Annotated in this window: 15 protein-coding genes; 2 read left to right on the top strand and 13 right to left on the bottom strand. The window is 49.0% G+C overall.

The window, feature by feature from the left end; all coding sequences use genetic code 11:
* Positions 1 to 4 precede the first annotated feature (4 nt).
* Positions 5 to 1,885, bottom strand: coding sequence for an ABC transporter ATP-binding protein (locus REC12_RS08755; protein WP_374214190.1), 1,881 nt, complete (start codon positions 1,883 to 1,885; stop codon positions 5 to 7).
* The gene (locus REC12_RS08750) at positions 1,882 to 4,107 is read right to left on the bottom strand and encodes an ABC transporter ATP-binding protein (protein WP_308893662.1); all 2,226 of its coding nucleotides are present in this window, start codon (positions 4,105 to 4,107) and stop codon (positions 1,882 to 1,884) included. The genes REC12_RS08755 and REC12_RS08750 overlap by 4 nt, the downstream gene beginning before the upstream one ends.
* Positions 4,108 to 4,382: 275 nt before the next feature.
* On the opposite strand from REC12_RS08750, the gene REC12_RS08745 reads away from it, so the two are divergent.
* The gene (locus tag REC12_RS08745; protein ID WP_308893660.1) at positions 4,383 to 5,360 is read left to right on the top strand and encodes a 2-hydroxyacid dehydrogenase; all 978 of its coding nucleotides are present in this window, start codon (positions 4,383 to 4,385) and stop codon (positions 5,358 to 5,360) included.
* Between the two features lie 108 nt (positions 5,361 to 5,468).
* Here REC12_RS08745 and REC12_RS08740 read toward each other — a convergent pair whose 3' ends face one another.
* Positions 5,469 to 6,818 (bottom strand): MFS transporter, encoded by a 1,350-nt coding sequence (locus tag REC12_RS08740; RefSeq protein ID WP_308893658.1) that lies wholly within the window; start codon positions 6,816 to 6,818, stop codon positions 5,469 to 5,471.
* A gap of 166 nt (positions 6,819 to 6,984) precedes the next feature.
* Here REC12_RS08740 and REC12_RS08735 point away from each other — a divergent pair, with 166 nt between their 5' ends.
* Positions 6,985 to 7,527 (top strand): transcription repressor NadR, encoded by a 543-nt coding sequence (locus REC12_RS08735; protein ID WP_308893656.1) that lies wholly within the window; start codon positions 6,985 to 6,987, stop codon positions 7,525 to 7,527.
* 215 nt (positions 7,528 to 7,742) lie between these two features.
* Here REC12_RS08735 and REC12_RS08730 read toward each other — a convergent pair whose 3' ends face one another.
* The 10 genes from REC12_RS08730 to REC12_RS08685 all read right to left on the bottom strand — a co-directional run bounded on the left by REC12_RS08730 (position 7,743) and on the right by REC12_RS08685 (position 19,385).
* Complete coding sequence (locus REC12_RS08730; protein ID WP_308893654.1) at positions 7,743 to 8,264, bottom strand: hypothetical protein; 522 nt, start codon at positions 8,262 to 8,264, stop codon at positions 7,743 to 7,745.
* Position 8,265: 1 nt separating this feature from the next.
* Positions 8,266 to 10,866 carry a selenium-dependent xanthine dehydrogenase gene (xdh, locus tag REC12_RS08725; RefSeq protein ID WP_308893653.1) on the bottom strand — a complete coding sequence of 867 codons (2,601 nt, stop codon included), beginning with the start codon at positions 10,864 to 10,866 and terminating at the stop codon, positions 8,266 to 8,268.
* A 46-nt stretch (positions 10,867 to 10,912) separates the two neighbouring features.
* Positions 10,913 to 11,455: a 4Fe-4S binding protein gene (locus REC12_RS08720; RefSeq protein WP_308893652.1), complete on the bottom strand. Its 543-nt coding sequence runs from the start codon at positions 11,453 to 11,455 to the stop codon at positions 10,913 to 10,915.
* Positions 11,456 to 11,680: 225 nt separating this feature from the next.
* A complete protein-coding gene (gene hprK / locus REC12_RS08715; protein WP_308893651.1) occupies positions 11,681 to 12,574 on the bottom strand; it encodes an HPr(Ser) kinase/phosphatase in 894 nt (297 codons plus the stop codon).
* Positions 12,575 to 12,688: 114 nt separating this feature from the next.
* Positions 12,689 to 14,395, bottom strand: a complete 1,707-nt coding sequence (ptsP, locus tag REC12_RS08710) for a phosphoenolpyruvate--protein phosphotransferase (RefSeq protein ID WP_308893649.1) — start codon at positions 14,393 to 14,395, stop codon at positions 12,689 to 12,691.
* A 10-nt stretch (positions 14,396 to 14,405) separates the two neighbouring features.
* Positions 14,406 to 14,675 (bottom strand): HPr family phosphocarrier protein, encoded by a 270-nt coding sequence (locus tag REC12_RS08705; protein ID WP_308893647.1) that lies wholly within the window; start codon positions 14,673 to 14,675, stop codon positions 14,406 to 14,408.
* 2 nt (positions 14,676 to 14,677) lie between these two features.
* On the bottom strand, positions 14,678 to 15,937 hold the full coding sequence (locus REC12_RS08700; RefSeq protein WP_308893646.1) for a zinc-binding dehydrogenase: 1,260 nt from the start codon (positions 15,935 to 15,937) through the stop codon (positions 14,678 to 14,680).
* 36 nt (positions 15,938 to 15,973) lie between these two features.
* Complete coding sequence (gene pfkB, locus REC12_RS08695; protein WP_308893644.1) at positions 15,974 to 16,903, bottom strand: 1-phosphofructokinase; 930 nt, start codon at positions 16,901 to 16,903, stop codon at positions 15,974 to 15,976.
* Complete coding sequence (locus REC12_RS08690; protein WP_308893643.1) at positions 16,903 to 17,343, bottom strand: PTS mannitol transporter subunit IIA; 441 nt, start codon at positions 17,341 to 17,343, stop codon at positions 16,903 to 16,905. Before REC12_RS08690 ends, pfkB begins: the two co-directional genes overlap by 1 nt.
* A complete protein-coding gene (locus REC12_RS08685) occupies positions 17,340 to 19,385 on the bottom strand; it encodes a BglG family transcription antiterminator (RefSeq protein ID WP_308893641.1) in 2,046 nt (681 codons plus the stop codon). The genes REC12_RS08690 and REC12_RS08685 overlap by 4 nt, the downstream gene beginning before the upstream one ends.
* Positions 19,386 to 19,392 lie beyond the last annotated feature (7 nt).

Genomic DNA, 19,392 nt, shown 5'->3' with positions numbered 1-19,392 from the left:
TAGGTCAGCCTGCCTGAGGAGCTTCAAACTGACTGTTATACAGGTTGGCATAAAAACCGCCTTTAGCCAGAAGCTCTTTATGATGCCCCTGCTCAACAATATCTCCATGATTCATGACAAGAATTAAATCGGCATCGCGGATGGTCGACAAACGGTGGGCAATGATGAAACTGGTTCTATTCGTCATAAGGTGATCCATTGCCTTCTGAATTTGCAGTTCTGTACGGGTGTCGACCGAACTTGTGGCTTCATCGAGAATAAGGATCTTGGGATCGGCAAGAATAGCCCGGGCAATGGTCAGAAGCTGCTTTTGTCCCTGAGACACATTGGAAACCTCTTCATTCAACACCAGGTTATAACCATTGGGCAAAGTGCGCACAAAACTGTCGACATGCGCGGCCTTAGCCGCGGCAATAACTTCTTCATCCGTGGCGTCAAGCCGGCCGTAGCGGATGTTCTCCATAATACTGCCATTATAGAGCCAGGTATCCTGCAGAACCATGCCGAAGAGAGAGCGCAGGTCATTGCGGATGAAGTTGCGAATATCCTGGCCATCCACTAAAATTGCCCCCCCGTTGACATCATAGAAGCGCATCAAAAGTTTAACGATCGTCGTCTTGCCCGCACCGGTCGGCCCGACAATAGCAACCTTTTGCCCCGGCTTAACCAAGGTGGAAAAATCGTTAATGACGATTTTTTCAGGAGTGTAGCCAAAATGAACGTCCTTAAATTCTACACTGCCTTCAATATTAGCCAGCTTGACAGGGTTGGACTCTTCTGGAACTTCTTCTTCCTCCGCTAAAAATTCAAAGACCCGCTCAGCGGAGGCAGCCGTTTGCTGCAGGATATTGGAGATATTGGCAAGCTGGGTAATGGGTTGGGTAAATGAACGCACATACTGGATGAACGCTTGAATGTCCCCCACTTCAATGCTCTTCTTAATAACCAGCCAGCCCCCCAGAACACATACGGCTACGAAGCTCAGATTACTGACAAAGCTCATAATCGGCATCATCAGCCCCGACAAAAACTGCGATTTCCAGGCGACTCCATAAAGTTTGGAATTCCAGCCGTCAAATTTTTCAACACTCTGTTCTTCCCCGTTAAAAGCCTTCATGATGGTGTGCCCACCGTACATTTCCTCGACATGACCGTTTAAATGTCCCAAATAATCCTGCTGTACTTTAAAATACTTTTGCGACCATTTGATCACAAATATAATAATGATCATAGAAACCGGAATGATAAAAAAAGCGACTAACGTCAAAACCCAGCTTATGCTGAACATCATGACCAGCACCCCGATAACGGTTGTAATCGAAGTAATAATTTGAGTCAGGCTTTGATTCAGGGTCTGACTGAGGGTATCAACGTCATTAGTGACTCTGGACAGCACTTCACCATGGTTTGTGCTTTCAAAATACTTCAAAGGCATGCGGTTGATTTTTTCGGAGATATCTTTGCGGAAACGGTAACTCACCTTCATTGAAATGCCGGACATCACCCAACCCTGAATATAGCTGAAGAGAGCGCTTATTATGTATAAGCCTGCCAGGATGAGAACAATTCTGTGGATATAGGCAAAATCTATACCGCTGCCGCTGCCGGAAATCTTATTCATAGCCCCTTGGAACAGATTTGTGGTGGCATTGCCCATAATTTTAGGACCCACAATGGAGAATACGGCACTTGCCGCCGCAAATACGAACACAATGACCATGGACATCTTGTAGACACTCAGATATTGCAGCAATTTCTTCATTGTATCTTTAAAATTTCGAGCTTTTTCTCCGCCCTGCCCCATGCCGCCGCCAAAACCACCTCCAAAACCGCCGCCTGCCGGCCTTCGCCGCTGCGGTTTTGGTGCTGCACCTTGCTCACTCATGCTAACTCCTCCTTAGAAAACTGGGATAAAGCAATTTCCTGATAGGCTTGGCATTGCTCCATAAGCTCCTGGTGAGTACCCATACCGGCCACCCTGCCATCATCAAGCACAATAATCTGCTCAGCATTCATAATAGTTGAAATACGCTGGGCAACAATCAAGACCGTGCTTTCCCCCGTTTCCGCTTTAAGAGCTTTTCTCAAGGCTGCATCCGTCTTAAAATCCAAAGCGGAGAAACTGTCGTCAAAAATATAGATTTGCGGCCTTTTGACCAGGGCGCGGGCAATTGACAAGCGTTGCTTCTGTCCGCCGGAGACATTGGTTCCCCCCTGGGAGATCTCCGTTTGAAAGCCCTCCGGCTTCTCATTGATAAAGGACATAGCCTGGGCGATTTCTGCGGATTTTCTCACCATTTCTTCACTCGCATTTTCGTCGGCATACTTTAAATTGGACTCAATCGTGCCGCTGAACAACGAGCCTTTCTGCGGTATATAGCCAATTTTGTCGCGAAGCTCATGCTGGGTGACGTCCCGGACATCCGCCCCTTCAATGAGCACTTGACCATTCGTGACATCATAAAAACGGGGAATTAAGTTTATCAGAGTTGTTTTTCCCGCGCCGGTAGAGCCAATGATGGCCGTGGTCTGACCAGGAACGGCTCTGAAGTTAATGTTCTTCAGCGCGTCTTCCTCTGCACCGGGATATCTGAAAGAGACATCTTTAAATTCCAGTATGCCTTTCAGACTTTCAGCAAAATGTTTCGGCTTCACCGGATCAAGGATGGTGGGTTCCAACCCTAAGACTTCGGCAATGCGCTGGGCGGATACGGAAGCTCTCGGGATCATGATGAACATTATGGAAAGCATTAAGAAAGCCATGATGATTTGAATGGCATACTGCATAAAGGCCATCATGTCGCCGACCTGCATCTTGGAGTCGGCAATTTGTGTTGCGCCTACCCAAATAATGAGCAGCGTGACTCCATTCATAATGAGCATCATAGCAGGCATCATCACCACCATTAAACGGTTGACAAAGAGGTTGGTACTTGTAAGGTCCAAATTGGCTTTGTCAAAACGATTTTCCTCAAACTTCTGAGTATTGAAGGCTCTTATGACCATCATCCCCGAAAGGTTTTCACGGGTGACCAAGTTGAGCCTGTCAATGAGCTTCTGAATGATTTTAAATTTGGAAATGGCTACGGAAAACACCGCCAGGATTAAACCGAGCAGCACAATCACTGCCAAGGCAATGACCCAGGACATGGACGTACTTTTGCCTAAAGCTCTGAATACCCCTCCCACCCCCATGATAGGAGCGTAAAAAACCATTCTGATCATGATGACCACAAGCATTTGAATTTGGGTAATATCATTCGTCGTTCTCGTGATCAGGGAAGCCGTGGAAAACTTATCAAACTCCGTGTTGGAGAAGCTCTCGACCTTGGTGAAGACTGCTTTGCGCAAATTGCGCGACAACCCTGCCGCCATTCTCGCTGCCAGGAGACCTACCATTACCGTAGAAACCGCACTGAGCAAGGCTATTAGAAGCATGAGAATGCCAATGTTCCTGATGTAGTCGCTCTGAACTTTAGCAGTGTTCATTCCCAAGGCGGCATACTCGGCTTTTACTGACGGGACTGCAGCCTGGATAATCATGCTGTCTCCTAAAGAAAGAAACTGCTTATTCATAGCCTCATTGATTTGAGATAATTGGGCCGGAGGCATCTTAGCCAGCAACGCAAACAGATCTGTATTAGCCGGAATCTTCATGCCGTTAAAGGAAATGACTCCTCCTTTGGCTTCGGATTTCAACTTGTCGATACCTGAAACAGCTAATAAAGCCCTCCCCATTAGCGGGTTCAGTTGATCCGTTTCCGACTTGTCAAGAGTATTAAGAACATAGACAGGCTCCTGGGCCAGAGCCGGATAGTCTTGAACATACTTGGCATAATCCGGGCTCGAAGCATCTATCAAGGTGTAATCCCTCATGACCTCTGTCTTGGCGTCCGCACTCATAAATAAAACGAGATGATTCATTTGGCTTTGTCTGATTGCCCGCGGGATAGCGTTGACAATCCCCCCTTGCTGAATTCCCTGATTTACAATATTGGACATATAATCCGGCAAGGAAAGGTCACACATAGCTTGGACAAAGATCAAAATAATTGCCCCGATAATTATAGTTAGAAACGGTTTCAGATATTTAGCTAGTTTTAGCATGGCAGTAATTACTCCTTATCCATCCGGTAGATTTTCAAATTCTCTGGAAAAACTTCCTCACAATGAAATAATTGTTCCCATAAAGCAGGCGCAATATGAGCAGAAAATAAAAACGCTCCCCTGCTGATATAGGATGGCTGGACATGCTAAAATACAATCAAGAATTTTAATTCAGCTTGATCCGCCCTAACCTTTAACCATAGTTTGGAGTTATAATGTACTTCATAATGGGAACTAATAGTTTTATAATCAGATTACACAAGCGGAGGATGAACATGACTAGATGGAACGTTTATGTAACTAACGAAATCCCTCAGCCGGCTCTTGACCTGCTGGCTGAACATTGCGACATTGAAGTGAATCGCGAGGGTAGGGTTCTCTCCAAACCGGCTCTTTTGGAAAAAATCCGGGGCAGGGACGCCGTGCTGTGCCTGCTGACTGACCTTATTGATACCGAAGTGCTTAAAGCGGCCGCAGGCACCAAAATCTTTGCCAACTACGCAGTTGGTTTTAACAACATCGACATTCCCTCTGCGACAGAACTGGGAATCATGATCTCCAACACCCCTGGGGTGCTTACCGACACTACCGCCGAGATGGCTTGGGCTTTATTATTTTCCGTCGCCCGCCGGGTCGCGGAATCTGACCGGTATACAAGAGAAGGAAAATTTGAGGGCTGGGGACCATTGCTTTTTCTTGGGCAAGACGTCATGAACAAAACTATGGGAATTATAGGGGCCGGAAGAATCGGCTTGTCCTTTGCGAAAAGGGCCCCGGCTTTTGCTATGAAAGTGCTCTACACAGGCAGAGCACCTAACCTCCAATTTGAAAAGGAGACGGGTGGTCAGTTTGTCAATCTGGAAACCCTCCTTAAAACCTCGGACTTTGTATCCATCCACACGCCGCTTCTGCCCGAGACCTTCCACCTGATCGGCGAGAAAGAGTTCGGGTTGATGAAAAAAACAGCCATCTTAATCAACACTTCCCGTGGCCCGGTCGTCGATGAATTAGCCCTCGTCAAAGCCTTAAAAAGCGGGGAAATCTGGGGAGCAGGCCTGGATGTCTATGAATGGGAACCTAAATTAGCCGAAGGTTTAAGTAAGCTCGATAATGTAACCCTCTGCCCCCATATTGCCAGTGCAACCATAGATACCCGCACTAAAATGGGCCTCATTGCCGTATCTAATATCTTAGCTGCGATGAAAGGGGAACTTCCCCCCAATTGTCTTAACCCTGAAGTGTATAAAAAATAAGCCAAGGGCAAGTGGTTTATGCTCGTCATCCGCAAGCACGACACGTTCCCTTGGCAATATTGTCCGGTAAGGTGAGAAACTTCAACGTTTAGCTTTAGCTGGATCAATTCACTGTTCCGGAGCAAGCTGCTCCAGCGATTGCCCCTTTGTCTCTTCGCCCAGAATAAGGACGTCCAGCACTACCACCACTAAAACAAGGGCGAACAGGAGAAACACGGTTTGCGTCTCCAGATGATTGCCAAGCATTGCCCCCACGATCATAGGGGCTAAAATGCCTCCGATACGCCCGAAGCCTGCCGCCCAGCCTGAACCTGTCGCCCGGGCGTGAGTCGGATAAAGTTCGGGGGTATAGGTGTAGAGAATTCCCCAAGCTCCCAAGTTAAAGAAGGACATTAGAGAGCCCATGGTAAGAATGACCGTCGCTGTTGTTCCTTGCCCAAAGAAATAGGCGGTAATCGCCGTTCCCAAAACATAGAGCGCCAGAGTCGGTTTACGTCCGAGCCGGTCTACAAAATAGGCCGCGCTGAAATAGCCGGGGATCTGGGCGAGGGTCATGATTATGACATAACTAAAGCTCTTCGTCAGCGAGAAGCCCTTAAGAGCCAGCAGGGAAGGAAGCCAGGTAAAAATCCCGTAATACGAAAAGACGATTCCGAACCACAGCAGCCAGAGAAAAATCGTCCTCCGCGCAAAAGTAGGGGAAAAAAGCTCCTTGAACTTGGCCTGATCAGGCTGTGTTCTCACTTCTGCTTCTCTGCCCCTGCTTGCTCCTCCCGAAACCTTTGGTTTTGCTGAGGCGTTACTTGCCTGCTCGACTTTCGCCACGATCTCTTCTGCTTCCTTTATACGCCCTTGGCTCTCCAAATAACGCGGCGACTCGGGGATGGAGCGCCATAAATATAAAATATAAAGAGCCGGCAGAAATCCGATAAAGAAAGCAATCGGCCAGCCAAACCTTGGAATAATAAGGTAAGAAATTATGGCTGCCAGCAGCCAGCCGAAAGCCCAAAAGCTTTCCAGCAGAACCAGAAATTTGCCGCGATGTTTAACCGGAGAAAACTCACTGACTAAAGTGACCGCCACCGGAAGCTGTCCGCCCAGGCCAAAACCGACGATAAAACGGAAGACCATCAGCGATGTTAAGTTCCAGGAAAGCCCGCACAACCCCGTAGCTATACTGTACGTCAGCAAAGTAAAGGCAAAGACCTTTTTCCGTCCGATTCTGTCCGCAAACGTTCCGGAAATAATGGCCCCTATTGCCATACCCAGCAAACCGATGCTGCCAATATTTCCAACCTGTTCCGGCGTTAAATTCCACGTTTTCATCAGCACCGGCAAAACAAACGATACAATGCCCGTGTCCATGGAATCAAACATCCAACCTAAACCTGCTGTGATAAGTAAAGCATAATGAAACCTTGAGACCGGCAACTGCTCCAACCGTTCACTAATTTTCACATCGTACTCCTCTTTCTTTATAAAATAACGGGGATCTCAGAGCCATGGCAAAACCCTCATCTCTCGTTATCTTGTTTTATCACAATATCTTTACATGTGTCAAGACACTAATTTGACAATTTTTCACCTCCCATATTAAAATCAAGCATAAGGCAGGTGATTTTTGATGAGCCAAAAAGAAGGACAATCTGGGCGAGAACGCCGAGATAGTTTGCTGAACATTCTCAAGAACAGCCAAGAACCTATTAAAGCCGCTTCTTTAGCCAAACTTACAGGAGTGAGCCGCCAGGTTATCGTTCAAGACATAGCCCTTTTGCGGGCGGCGGAAGAACCGGTCATCGCTACCCCTCAGGGTTATCTCTATTCTACGGATATCGGCCCGAAAGGCCTGCAAAAAATCGTCTATAGCCGGCATTCACCTTTAGATACAGAGAAAGAATTGAATATCTTAGTGGACCATGGAGTTAGTGTACTCGATGTTGGAGTAGAGCATTCGGTTTACGGCAAAATTTTTCGCCCTCTGAAGCTTAAAAGCCGCCTCGATGTCAAAAAATTCGTGGCGCAAATGGCAGAAAATAATGCCAATTTACTCTCCTCTTTGACAGGAGGGCTGCATCTGCACACTATCGAAGCCCCCAATGAAGAGGTGTTGGAACAAGTATGTGACGTTCTTCGCCAAGAAGGATTTTTAATTGACTTCAAAGAATAACAAATAAGGCATATTCGGAAAACTCTGCCTGTTTGCCTGCAGAGTTTTTCGGATATGCCTTAATACTGGAATGCTAGGGGCCGTTAACCCGTTCCAGGTGAGGAAAATTACAAAAACAGATGCGGCAAAAGCATCTGTTTTTGCTTGTTGGTAATCAAAGCAGTCCCGACCACGGTTGGAGCAGATTTCCTCCAGATGTTAAGCTTGCAGCTGCGCTAACAAAGCATTGACCTGCGTGCATGCCAGATAATATTTGCGGCCATATCGCTATAATCTTGATAACCTAGAACTTCGTCACCCAATACCAATAGCTCAGTCATACAATTGGGTTGCCAGCCGGGCCGAAAATAAAAGACTGCCCCAAAAAGAGGATCATGGGTATTATAGGGATTACGCAATATTTGAACGCCGCAAAGATGAATATGGCAGAGAATCTCTTGGTTGCCGATAACGTCACAGCTATCGCCATCTACAGAGTCAGAAAAGCCCTTTTCCCGATTTCTGTGTTTAATCATCAGAGAGCAAATCTCCTCCAAAGCTTGGAATCCCATATTGTTTAGACTATTCTCTATATAGCTTTCAACTTGGGACAGCCGAAAAAGCTGCTCTTCAAACTGATAAATCGTATACTGCTTAAACAAGGAAGAATATCCGGCCCCGGCCACCATTGCTATGTCCTTCATTGAAGAGGAGGAAGAAAAATGAACGACATTTTCAAGATGGAACGAGTTCTCCATCTTATACACCTCCTGCCTTTTGGGGCTTTCTGTAATAGGTATCCTCCATGGGGAATTTGGTTCGAAGAACATGATCCAGAGCATAATATGCTCCTTGCACCGCGGGAGCGGTTGGGATCGTAGCGATCTCGCCAATTCCCTTAGCGCCGTAAGCTATATCCAGCAGCTCATCCTTTTCTACATAAATGGCGTGGATATCCGGAATTTGATTGGCCCGCATCAATCCCAGAGTGCCGTATTTTGCTTGCGGGACACAGTCCTTGAGCGGAAAGTCCTCAGTCAGCGCATATCCAAGTCCCATCAGAACGCCGCCTTCAATCTGCCCCTGTATGGCAATGGGATTCACAACTTTTCCAGAGTCGTGAGCCGCATAGACCTCTTTCACCCGGCCCTCATCGTCGATAATTACTACATGGGTCGCAAAACCGTAAGCCACATGGCTTTTAGGGTTTGGCTTGTCCGATCCCAGTTTGTCGGTCGGCTCAAAGAACTCCGCGAAGAATTCCCGCCCCTCTAGCTGGTAAAGATCCCCGCCCACTTCCCGCAGGGCCTTGTTCAGATCGGCGGAAGCCATGCGGATTGCTTCTCCCGTGATCAAGGTCTGGCGGGAACCGGAGGTCGTACCGGAATCGGGCGCCACCTCCGAATTACTCCCCATATTCCGAATCTGCTCCCGTTTCAGGCCGGTCGCTTCCGCAACCATCTGAACAAATACGGTTGCGCAACCTTGCCCGATGTCCGAAGCGGCGGCATAAATCTCCACAGTGCCATTCTGAACCACCAGCTTGGCACGCCCCTTATCCGGCAGCCCGACACCAACACCCGCATTTTTCATAGCGCAGGCAATGCCGGCGCGGCCTGGATTTTTCTCATAAGCCTCTTTAACCGCCTCCAGTGTTTCCTTTAAAGCGGTGGAGCAATCCGCGATTTGGCCGTTGGGCAGAATCTTACCGGGCTCAATGGCGTTGCGATAGCGGATTTCCCAGGGAGAAATTCCAACCTTTTCCGCCAGCAGGTTAATGTTGGATTCCAGCGCAAATTCACTTTGACATACGCCAAATCCCCGGAAAGCACCGGCCGGCGGGTTGTTTGTATAGTAACCATAGCCGCGGATATCGGTATTCTGATAGCAATATGGGCCGACAGAATGGGTGCAGGCACGCTCTAAAACCGGGCCGCACAGCGAGGCGTAGGCGCCGGTATCAAAATAAATTTCACAATCGAGGCCCGTAAAGATCCCATTTTCATCACAGCCCAAGGTAAACGTGCCCTCCATAGGATGGCGTTTGGGATGAAAAGCCAGCGATTCCTTGCGTGAGAATTTCACTTTTACCGGGCGCTGTACCTTCAGCGCGGCCAATACTGCGATGTGCTGAACCGAAACATCCTCCTTCCCGCCAAAACCGCCGCCTACCAGCTTGTTCTCCACTACAATCCGGTCATAATCCTCCCATCCCAGCATGATAGCGATCTCATGCCGGGTGTCATACACGCCCTGATCGGTGCTATAAACCTTAACCCCATCTTTGTAAGGAAAGGCAATAGCGCATTCCGGCTCCAGGAAGGCATGTTCGGTAAACGGAGTACTGTAGCTCTGGGTTACGGTATATTTCGATTCGGCCAAGGCCTTCTTCGCGTCGCCCCTGGTGACATGGCGGGATTGGCACAGGTTTCCCTTCTCGTGAATTTTCGGTGCGTTTTCGGCCATGGCTTCCCAGACATTGCGCACTGGCTCCAATTCTTCATAATCAATCTTGATCAGCTTTTTGGCTTTCTCCAAAATCTCCTCGGTTTCGGCGATTACCAAACAGATGGCGTCACCCACCGCCCGTGTGATGTCCCCTTTGGCAATCATGGTATCCCAATCCTGCTGGATATGGCCTACCTTGTTGTTAGGTACATCTTCGGCTGTCAGCACATCCAGAACGCCGGGCAGAGCCAGGGCTTTGGTTGCATCGATTTCCAGCACACGAGCCCTTGGATACTTGGAGCGGACAGCGGAGGCATGAACCATTCCCTCCATTATTACATCGTCTACATACTCGCCGTAACCCAGCACCTTTTCCCGGACATCGATCCGGAAAGCGCGTTTTCCCACGCCAAAATCCTCGCCTTTTTCCAATTCGGTTTCGATCTGTGCATCGCCGCGGAGGATTGCTGCTGCAAGCTGGATGCCTTCGATTATTTTTTTGTATCCGGTACACCGGCAGATGTTGCCCTTAAGCGCAAGCTTAATCTCTTCCTCCGAGGGATCGGGAATCCGGTCAATTAACGCTTTTCCCGCCAGCACCATTCCGGGGATGCAGAAGCCGCACTGAACCGAACCCTTATTTCCAAAAGCGTAGACAAACGCTTCCTTCTCCCGGTCGCTCAATCCCTCCACAGTCAGGATCGTTCGCCCTACCGATTTCTTAGTGGTCAAGACGCAAGACTTTATGGCCTTGCCATCTACAATTATGGTACAGGTGCCGCAGGCCCCTTCACTGCAGCCATCCTTGACAGAATGCAGATGCAGGTCGTCCCGCAGAAATCGAAGCAATGATTTGTCCTCTGTGGTATCGCAGAGCGCGCCATTAACGGTAAAACAATAGTGTTCTCCCATAGTTCCCTCTTCCTCTGTAATTTCATGTCAATACCGTGATTTGCTGTCACACGGTTGTAAAAATTCCATCCGAGTCAATGATCACACCGCGGGGGCACTTTACCGCACACATCCCGCAGGCAATGCAGCGCTCTTCATTGATAACAGCGTGATTCTCAATCACCATGATTGCATCGGCAGGACAGTTTTTTTCGCAGATGCGACAGGCAATACAGCTGACTGCGCAGACTTTTCTTGCGGCAGGACCTTGGTCTAAATTCGAGCATCGGGGCATAATCGTGTTTTCGGGCAGGATCATACCAATGAGTCCCTTGGGACATGCCTTAACACAGAGCCCGCACCCTACGCATTTTCCAGGGTCCACCTCTGCGACGCCATAGGAATTGATCTGAATTGCTTTCAAGCGGCAGCTGTTGACACAACTGCCCAGACCAAGGCAACCCCGCTCACATTCCAGAATGCCTTCGGGATATTTCGCCAATGCCTGGCTGCAATCACCGTCTAATAAGCTGCGCTCAACCTTTGAGTTTGCGCGAACTCCACCGCGGCAATAAACCACCGCTCTTCGCTTTTTACGTTTTTTCTCCAACGAAGGCTCATCCTTTCAAAAGACTACAACTTATGGTCGTTTGCTTAACCTGACCATATTATTTGTTGATTTAAATCAAAATTTATCATTTTTAGAATATAACATTATTATTGTAAGGTCAATGTGATTTATGCATAAATAGTCGAACTGTGTTTATAAATTATTGGCACTGCCAGTAAGGGGGCAACTTTCGTTGCCCCCTCGAAAAACCGTTGCTAGTTTTCTTTAGTATCCGCTCTGGAACAGCGGATGCCCGTCTTCCGTCTTGCGCAGCCGGTTTTGCATAACCGCAACCTCGATGATCGACGCCAGCTGGCGTCCCGGACGCACCGGGACTGTCACTTTGGGGACGGGGATGCCGAGAATCGTAAACGTTTGAGGAGGATCAAACCCCAAGCGGTCGTAATATTTCCCTTCTTGCCATTCCTCTAATTCCACAAGCAGGTGGATTTCCTTCTCATCGCGAACAGCACCGGCTCCAAAAAGTTTCGTGACATCCATGATTCCCAGCCCCCGCACTTCAAGGAGATGCCGGATGGCTTGAGGCGCTCTGCCGTACAAATTTTCTTCGTCAACCCGCTGTACCTCAACGGCATCGTCGGCCACTAACAAATGTCCGTTGCGAATCAGTTCTAAAGCTGTTTCGCTTTTCCCAATGCCGCTATCTCCAGTGATTAAAACCCCGACTCCGTAAACATCGACCAAAACGCCGTGAACTAAGGTTGAAGGCGCCAGGCGATTGGCCAAAAAACGGATGAGCAAGTAGTAAAGCTGAGTTGTGGAGCGTTCGCTGGCCAGCAAAGGGATATTTCTCTCTTCTGCCAATTGAATAAATTCCGGCGGCACCGGCAAGCCCCGGGTGACAATCAGACAGGGGACTTCCGCAAGCATGACTCTGCCCAGATTCTCATAGCGCAGCTCCGGCGCGAGCTGCTGAAACAGCCCCAGTTCCGTGCGGCCGTAAATCTGAATTCTTTGGGGAGTAAGGTAGGTCAGATAGCCGACTAATTCGGCGCTGGGCCGTTTGAGACTATAATCCGTAATCTCCTTATTCAAGCCCCCGCGCCCGGCCACAATCTTAACATTAAATTCCTCTACTAACTGGCCGACTGTCAGCATCTTAACCCTCCCTCTATACCATGGACATTTCAGGTAATAACCAAGGTAATCAAAAATCCATACGGTTCTTAACTGCCTAAAACCACTGAACAAAACAAGCGCAAAGAAGGACAGTTAGACAATTTGCCTGGAGAGAAAGGATTCAAGGGCTTCTCTCACACCGGCAGCACTGCCGCAGGCCAAAACAGATTCGACCAAGGACTCACTCTCACCCGGCGATAAAGCCAGTTTCCCCAAGGCTGCCCTGACTTTCACCAAAGAACCCGGCGCCATGCTCAATTCTTTGATCCCTACGGCTCGAAAGAAAGGAGCCAGGAGAGCATCCCCTCCCGCTTCTCCGCACACTCCTGTCCAGATTCCTCTCCGGAGCGCGGCCTGACTGACGCGGGCAATCATCCCCAGAACGGCGGGGTGATAGGGCTGATAGAGGTCAGCCAGTTCCGTGTTTTCCCGATCAACGGCCAGCATATACTGGGTCAAATCATTGGTGCCGATAGAGAAAAAGTCAACCTTGGCGGCAAATTGGTCGGCCAGCCAGGCGGCGGAGGGAATCTCAATCATCATCCCGATCTGGAGTTCTCCCACATCATGACCCGACTGTAACACTTCTTCCCGGGCGGCCCAAAGAGCTTCCTTAGCCTGATCAAGTTCCTCCAAGGTTGCTATCATAGGAAACATGACAGCAGTCGGGCCCGAGGCAGCCGCCCGCCATATGGCCCGCAGCTGTTGGCGGAACAGCTCGGGCCGCCGCAAAGTCAGCCGCAGCGCCCGGACACCGAGAAAAGGATTTTTCTCTTGAGGAAGGCCCAGGGCGGGGGCTTTTTTATCTCCCCCGATATCCAAGGTTCTGATGACGGTTAGTTGCGGTGCACAGGCTGCAACGACCTGGCGATAAGCTTCCACCTGCTCTTCTTCACTGGGAAGCTCCTCTCCCATAAATAAAAACTCTGTCCGGTACAAGCCGATGCCTTGAGCTTTAAACTTCTCTACCAGCGGCAAGTCACCCGGACTGCCGATATTGGCCGCTAAAGTCATGTCCTGCAGAGCATTGTCGGGCAAGGAAATTTCTTCCTCTCTTAACCCGCTGTCGGCAAAGACAATGCGGTTTTCAGCGGAAGGACGTATCCAACCTTCCTCGCCGTCCAGTTCAACCCATTTCTCAAGCTTCAAATCTTCCCAGTCTCCGGCCACACCTGCGAGGGCGGGGATACCGTAGGTCCGGGCCAAAATGGCGGCATGAGAGGTTTTCCCTCCCTGGCGCACAACAAAACCAAGAACGCGTTCCTTGGGCAAGGCAATGGTCTGGGCAGGAGTCAGCTCATCGGCCAGAATAACATAATCTCCGGTTGGGGGAAACAAGTCCGCTCCTTCTTCTTGGACATCCTGAAGACTTTTCAAAAGTTGTACCAAAACATCCTGCACATCTACTGCCCGCTCTTGAAAATAAGGATCTTCCAAACCGCGCAGCATTTTGACGGCTTCTTCCGCCACTTCCCGAAGGGCCTCTTCGGCACTTAACTGTCCTTTTTGCAAGCGTTCCTGAGCCTCGCCGATAAAGGCGGGGTCGCTGAGCAATAATTTATGGGCGACAAAGATTTGAGCGACTTCCTCACCTTGCTCAACCTTGACTTGTTCTTCCAGACGGGTCAGGGTCTGTTCCGTGCGGGTGACCGCTTGCTGCAGACGGGACAGTTCCTCTTCCGGGGAACGGCTTTCAGAGGTCTTCGGCGTCGCCTCCGCTTGAAATCCTTTTAAATACCAGGTTGGGCCTGCCGCCCTTCCTGCCGAAACCCCAAGCCCGCGCCAAATCTTATTATTCATGTCCTTCTACCTACCCGTCCTGGTTTTCTAAATCAATCATTAACGCCTCCAAGGCGGCAACGGCCTCCGTTTCATCCTCGCCCTCAACTAAGAGTTCAAAAATGCTGCCTTTCGATAAGCCTAAGGAAAGAATCCCTAAAATACTTTTGCCATCGACGACAGTATCCTGGCGCTTAATCTTGATTTTGCTGCGAAAGCGACTGGCGGTTTGAACCCACAAAGACGCCGGACGGGCATGAAGCCCCGACTTGTTGTTGATCGTCAATTCACGGGTGAGCATGATTAATCCCTCCATTTCTCAAGCAGATAGCGTTCCGCCTCAGCGCACCACAAACCCTTATTGTTGCTGACAATGTCGGCCAGGCAGGCAAAGCGGGTGTCATTGAGTCCAAGTTTAACAAAATCATCGATAGCCGTTAATTTCATATTAATGTGCGTATAGATCAGCTTTTTCCCGCCGGGAATATGGGGCAGGTTTAAAACCGTCTCCGCCACGGCATCCAGGCCGCCGACATGGGTTACCATAACGGCGGGATTGATTTTTTTCTCTTCCGTCATTTTCAAGGATTCCAGCAGATCTGCCGTGTTCCCTCCCGTTGTGCCCATAATATGGGTTGACCCGTAATGAACGTTATATAAGTTCAGGTGAGCGCCGAATTGAGGATCGGTCGGACCGGCAAAAAAGTTAAGACAACCGTCACGGCCCAAAATCTGGTCCCCCTGTTCAACCACAGGCTTGACCGGAGTAAAGACGAACACATCATCAAAACCGGTGTCGCCTGTCAAAGCGCGCAGCTTGGCCGGAACGTCGGCCACTCCCTGCGTGTTGACAAAGACCAGCTCCACTCCGCATTTCTTGGCTTCTGCCGCGGTAAAAATCGTGCGGGCCCGGGCGAGTTTCTCTTCATCGACGTCTGTCACCACGAGCAGAGAGGGGCGGCGATCCGCGTGCAGAGCATAGTCAATGGCTCCCAGTCCCATGGGGCCGGCGGCCGCTAACAAAGCCATTTTTCCGCCCTCAACAATACCCATGCGGTGTTCATAACTTCCCATGCTTGTGTGGTAGCTGGCGTGGAAAGCTCCGATAATACAAGACATCGGTTCGGCCAAAGAAGCCTCATAATAGGTTTCTCCCTGATAATTAAGGAAACAGCCGATTTCCATGACCTCACGGGGAATCACATTATAGGTGGCATCGCCGCCAAAATAGCGGTAAGAATAGCCGGGCGACCACATACTCCCTTTGTAATTCAAAGCGGGCTGCAAGGCAAATTTATTTCCTTCCTTAAATTGGCCCTTCAGTTTTTTACCTACTTTTACAATGTTGCCGGCAAACTCGTGCCCCACGATAATGGGATGAACATCGATATCTTGAGGCACTCTCTTGTGTTTTGTGCCTAAAATGGCCGCTTTATAAGTCGACATGCAGACGCTGTCTGAGATGACTTCAACCAAGATTTCCTCATCCGTAATTTCCGGCAGCTCGAATTCCTCCAAACGCAGATCATTTTCTGCATATAAGCGTACTGCTCTGGTTTTCATGACATACCCCTCCAGATTCTATTTAGAATAGTAAGCCTAGATATTAGTGCAGCGCACTTGATCCAGATAGGAAAGCACTTTCGTCAGTTCCGGAGGCTGAGTCCCTGGGGTCGTTATTTGGGCGGCGCTGGCTGCTATTGACCAGCGAACCGCTTGAGCCAAATAATCTTCACCGCTCGGGACAAGGGTCAGGGCGGCAACCATGGCATCCCCTGCTCCCACCGTGCTTTTGACCTCGACAGGCAAAGCTGCGGCATGGACCACTTGCTCCCCATAAGCAAAGAGGGCGCCTTGGGAACCCAGGGAGACGACCAGCATTTCCAACCCTTGAGCCAATAAGCTGCGGGCAGCCTTCGCTACATCCTCAAGGGTTGGCAGTGTCTGCCCAACAAGACCCTCCAGTTCATGAAGATTGGGCTTGGCGAGAAAGGGCTTGGCCTTAATCCCTTCACGGAGCAGTTCACCGTCGGCATCCAAAAAGGTTTTCCCGCCGAGGGCTTTGGCTCGTTCCAGCCAGCGCCGATAGATAGAGGCGGGCACTGAGGCCGGAACGCTGCCCGACAAAACTAAACTTGTGCCGGCAGCAAAATCTTTGAAGATCTTTGCTTCGAGCTGTCTAAGCTCATCTTCGGAAATGGCAGTTCCGGGTTCATTGATGTCCGTGAAAGTTGAATTTAGAGAGTCCACAACTTTTAAATTCGTTCGGGTCTCACCCGGGATAAACAGGAAATCATGGGCAATCCCCCGGCGCTCCATTTCAGCCTGTATAAATTCGCCATTATGCCCTGCCAGGACGCCCAAGGCCATACTCTCACCCTGCAAAGCCTGAATGACCTTGGAAACATTAATTCCTTTTCCTCCGGCATCAAGCTGAAGCTTAGTGATGCGGTTGACGGCCCCTAAGCGGAAATCTCGGACCTCGACGGTTTTGTCGACGGCCGCATTCAAGGTGACAGTTCTGATCATCAGACATCACCGCCGGCCAGAATTTCCAGGACTTCCTCTTTGCTGGCAGCCTGTTTAAGCCGGGTCACATTCTCTTCGTCCTGACAGACTAAGGCGATGGTCGAGAGAAGTTCAAGATGTTCATCATCTTTGCCGGCGATGCCAATCAAGAGGTACGCTGTGTTTCCCTCCCCAAAGTCAACACCTTCAGGGTACTGCAGGAAGACAAGCCCGGATTTAAGGATATAGGGGATATAGTCCGGCAAACCATGGGGAATAGCGACACCGTTGCCGACATAGGTCGTCAAACTCTCCTCACGTTTGGCCATTCCCTCCAGGTATTCGTTTTGCACGTAGCCATTTTTCCTGAGAAGTTCGCCCGCTCTTAAGATAGCGGCGCTTTTCGGTTCGGGAGCCAGGTTAAGTTGTATATTGCTTTCATTAAATAGTTCCTGCTTCAATACTCTTCCTCCTTATTTAGGATCTCAACCAACTCATTGCGTATATCCTGCAAGTCTCCGAAACGCAAAACCTCGGCAAAGCGATTATTCTCCACAAGAGCGACGCTGATTTTTCCAAGCAGTTCGAGAATGTAGTTGCTTTCATCTTTGCGGGCAAGCATCACGAGGAACGTATCGATGTCTTCAGAAGAGTACCCGACTCCTTTGGTTTGGATAAAATGCTTGATGCGAAAAGCGCCCACAAAGGGTGCGCTAATTTCTTCAGCGCGGAAGTGGATGAGGGCTATATGCCGCCCGGGAATAATAACATTGCCCTTTTCCTCCCGTTTCCTGATCAAGTCGTGGATACGTTCTTTGTCCTCCAGGCGATGGAAGGTGTATATCTCTTGGACAATATCCCGGATCGTATCCTGATAGGTTTCAGCCCCTAGATTTTTAAGCTGAAAATTCGCGAGCAGGGCATTGGCCGTGTCAAATTCTTTGGCTGTTTCATTGGCTTCGCTGACGGGTAAGGATACATTCTTCTCCAAGGCCCTCTCTTGACCCGCCTTATTCAGAACTGCCTTGATTTTCTCGATATCTTCCTTCGGCAAAAACGGAGAGATTACGGTCAGCCCGGGTATATCTTTATACCCGATATTAACCGTTGAAACAACCATGGTATAGCCTTCTTTAATCTTATCATGCATATCCCGCAGGGAACATATCTCAATGGTCTCAAAATCGGGAAACTCGTTCCGGATTTTATGGTAGAGCATTTTCGCCGTACTCATGCCATTCGGACAAATAATCAGCATCTTGTTTATTCTCTCCAGCTTGCGTTGGCGTTCAAGAGCCGCTCCGATATGCATCGTAAGATAGCCAACTTCATTGCTGGGAATGGTTAAGTTATATTTTGAGAAAACATGCCGGCAGGCATAAGAAACCGCCTGATAAAGTTGTTCATAATGGTGTCTGATCTCATTGATAATCGGGTTTCTTACTTCCAGACCCATTGTCAAACGGTACAACGCCGGATTAATATGCTGGATTAAGCCTTTCAGCAACGTCTCGTCACACATGATTTTTTGGTTGAGTTTTTTCTCAGTGAGATAAATCAATTCCCGGATCAGGTCTTCGAGTTCAAAACCCAGCCCTTTGGCTTCATTTTCATCTTGAAAGAGTTTCCTTTCCCCATGCAAGTGTATGGCCAGATAGGCCAGTTCGCTCTCCGGAAGGTCAATGCCTTTCTTACGAAGAATTTCCTGCACTTGCGTCATAAAGCCGAATTCCTCGGAATTCAGGATATCCCGAACTAATTGAGGGGGCAATTCAATAGGATCTTGACTTTCCGTACGTTTAATAACCAGCAAGAGATGAATATAAGCACTGAAAAACTTAAGGTCATTGTTCAGAGACACGTTTTCATAAATCTCTTCGATAAGTTCTTTGGTGAGGGAGGTTAGCTTTTCTCCAAAAGTAACCCTGAAAAAGGCCAATAAAGAATAATCCTTGCTGTCTTCATAGAGAAAGGTCAGCAATTCGCTTAAGGGTTTATAGTTGTAAAGGAGATCGACAAAAGCATTGCGCTTATACCAATCAGAGCCTTTAACTTCCAGACCATATCCTCTTTTACGCAGGAGTGTCAAGTTTTTCTCCTGCAGCCAACTTTGAATTTTATCCAGATAAAAACCGATCGTTCCTTCGACAACATTGAATTGATGACTGAAGTAAGCCGATTTGATGGGTTCATTGGCCAGAAGAAGCTGAGCCGTGATCAGCACTTGGCGCTGGTCCTGAGTAAGCATCCAGAGATGGGGAATTTCTTTGAGCGCCTCCCTGACCCTGGCTAAATCCCGCTCCGCCCCATCGATATAGAGCTTTCCCCCGCTTTCTGAAATTCGCACCTTGTGCTGCTTGAGCCAATCGTTCAAAGCCGAGGTTTCCCGTAAAATGGTTCGTCCGCTGACATCAATTTGTTGAGAAAGGCCCCTGATGGTCAGGGGACCTTTCTCCAGAAGATTATTCATAATGAACTTTTGCCGCACGGTTAATTTTTCCACATTCTCA

Source organism: Candidatus Desulfosporosinus nitrosoreducens, assembly GCF_030954495.1.
Taxonomy (GTDB): Bacteria; Bacillota; Desulfitobacteriia; order Desulfitobacteriales; family Desulfitobacteriaceae; genus Desulfosporosinus; species Desulfosporosinus nitrosoreducens.
The sequence above is the reverse complement of the archived record's forward strand: the minus strand, read 5'-3'. Positions and strand labels throughout refer to the sequence as shown.

Coding starts and splice junctions, on each gene's coding strand:
- REC12_RS08755 (WP_374214190.1), bottom strand. CDS start 1,885: ATGAGTGAGCAAGGTGCAGCACCAAAACCGCAGCGGCGAAGGCCGGCA.
- REC12_RS08750 (WP_308893662.1), bottom strand. CDS start 4,107: ATGCTAAAACTAGCTAAATATCTGAAACCGTTTCTAACTATAATTATC.
- REC12_RS08745 (WP_308893660.1), top strand. CDS start 4,383: ATGACTAGATGGAACGTTTATGTAACTAACGAAATCCCTCAGCCGGCT.
- REC12_RS08735 (WP_308893656.1), top strand. CDS start 6,985: ATGAGCCAAAAAGAAGGACAATCTGGGCGAGAACGCCGAGATAGTTTG.
- REC12_RS08730 (WP_308893654.1), bottom strand. CDS start 8,264: ATGGAGAACTCGTTCCATCTTGAAAATGTCGTTCATTTTTCTTCCTCC.
- xdh (WP_308893653.1), bottom strand. CDS start 10,866: ATGGGAGAACACTATTGTTTTACCGTTAATGGCGCGCTCTGCGATACC.
- hprK (WP_308893651.1), bottom strand. CDS start 12,574: ATGCTGACAGTCGGCCAGTTAGTAGAGGAATTTAATGTTAAGATTGTG.
- ptsP (WP_308893649.1), bottom strand. CDS start 14,395: ATGAATAATAAGATTTGGCGCGGGCTTGGGGTTTCGGCAGGAAGGGCG.
- REC12_RS08705 (WP_308893647.1), bottom strand. CDS start 14,675: ATGCTCACCCGTGAATTGACGATCAACAACAAGTCGGGGCTTCATGCC.
- REC12_RS08700 (WP_308893646.1), bottom strand. CDS start 15,937: ATGAAAACCAGAGCAGTACGCTTATATGCAGAAAATGATCTGCGTTTG.
- pfkB (WP_308893644.1), bottom strand. CDS start 16,903: ATGATCAGAACTGTCACCTTGAATGCGGCCGTCGACAAAACCGTCGAG.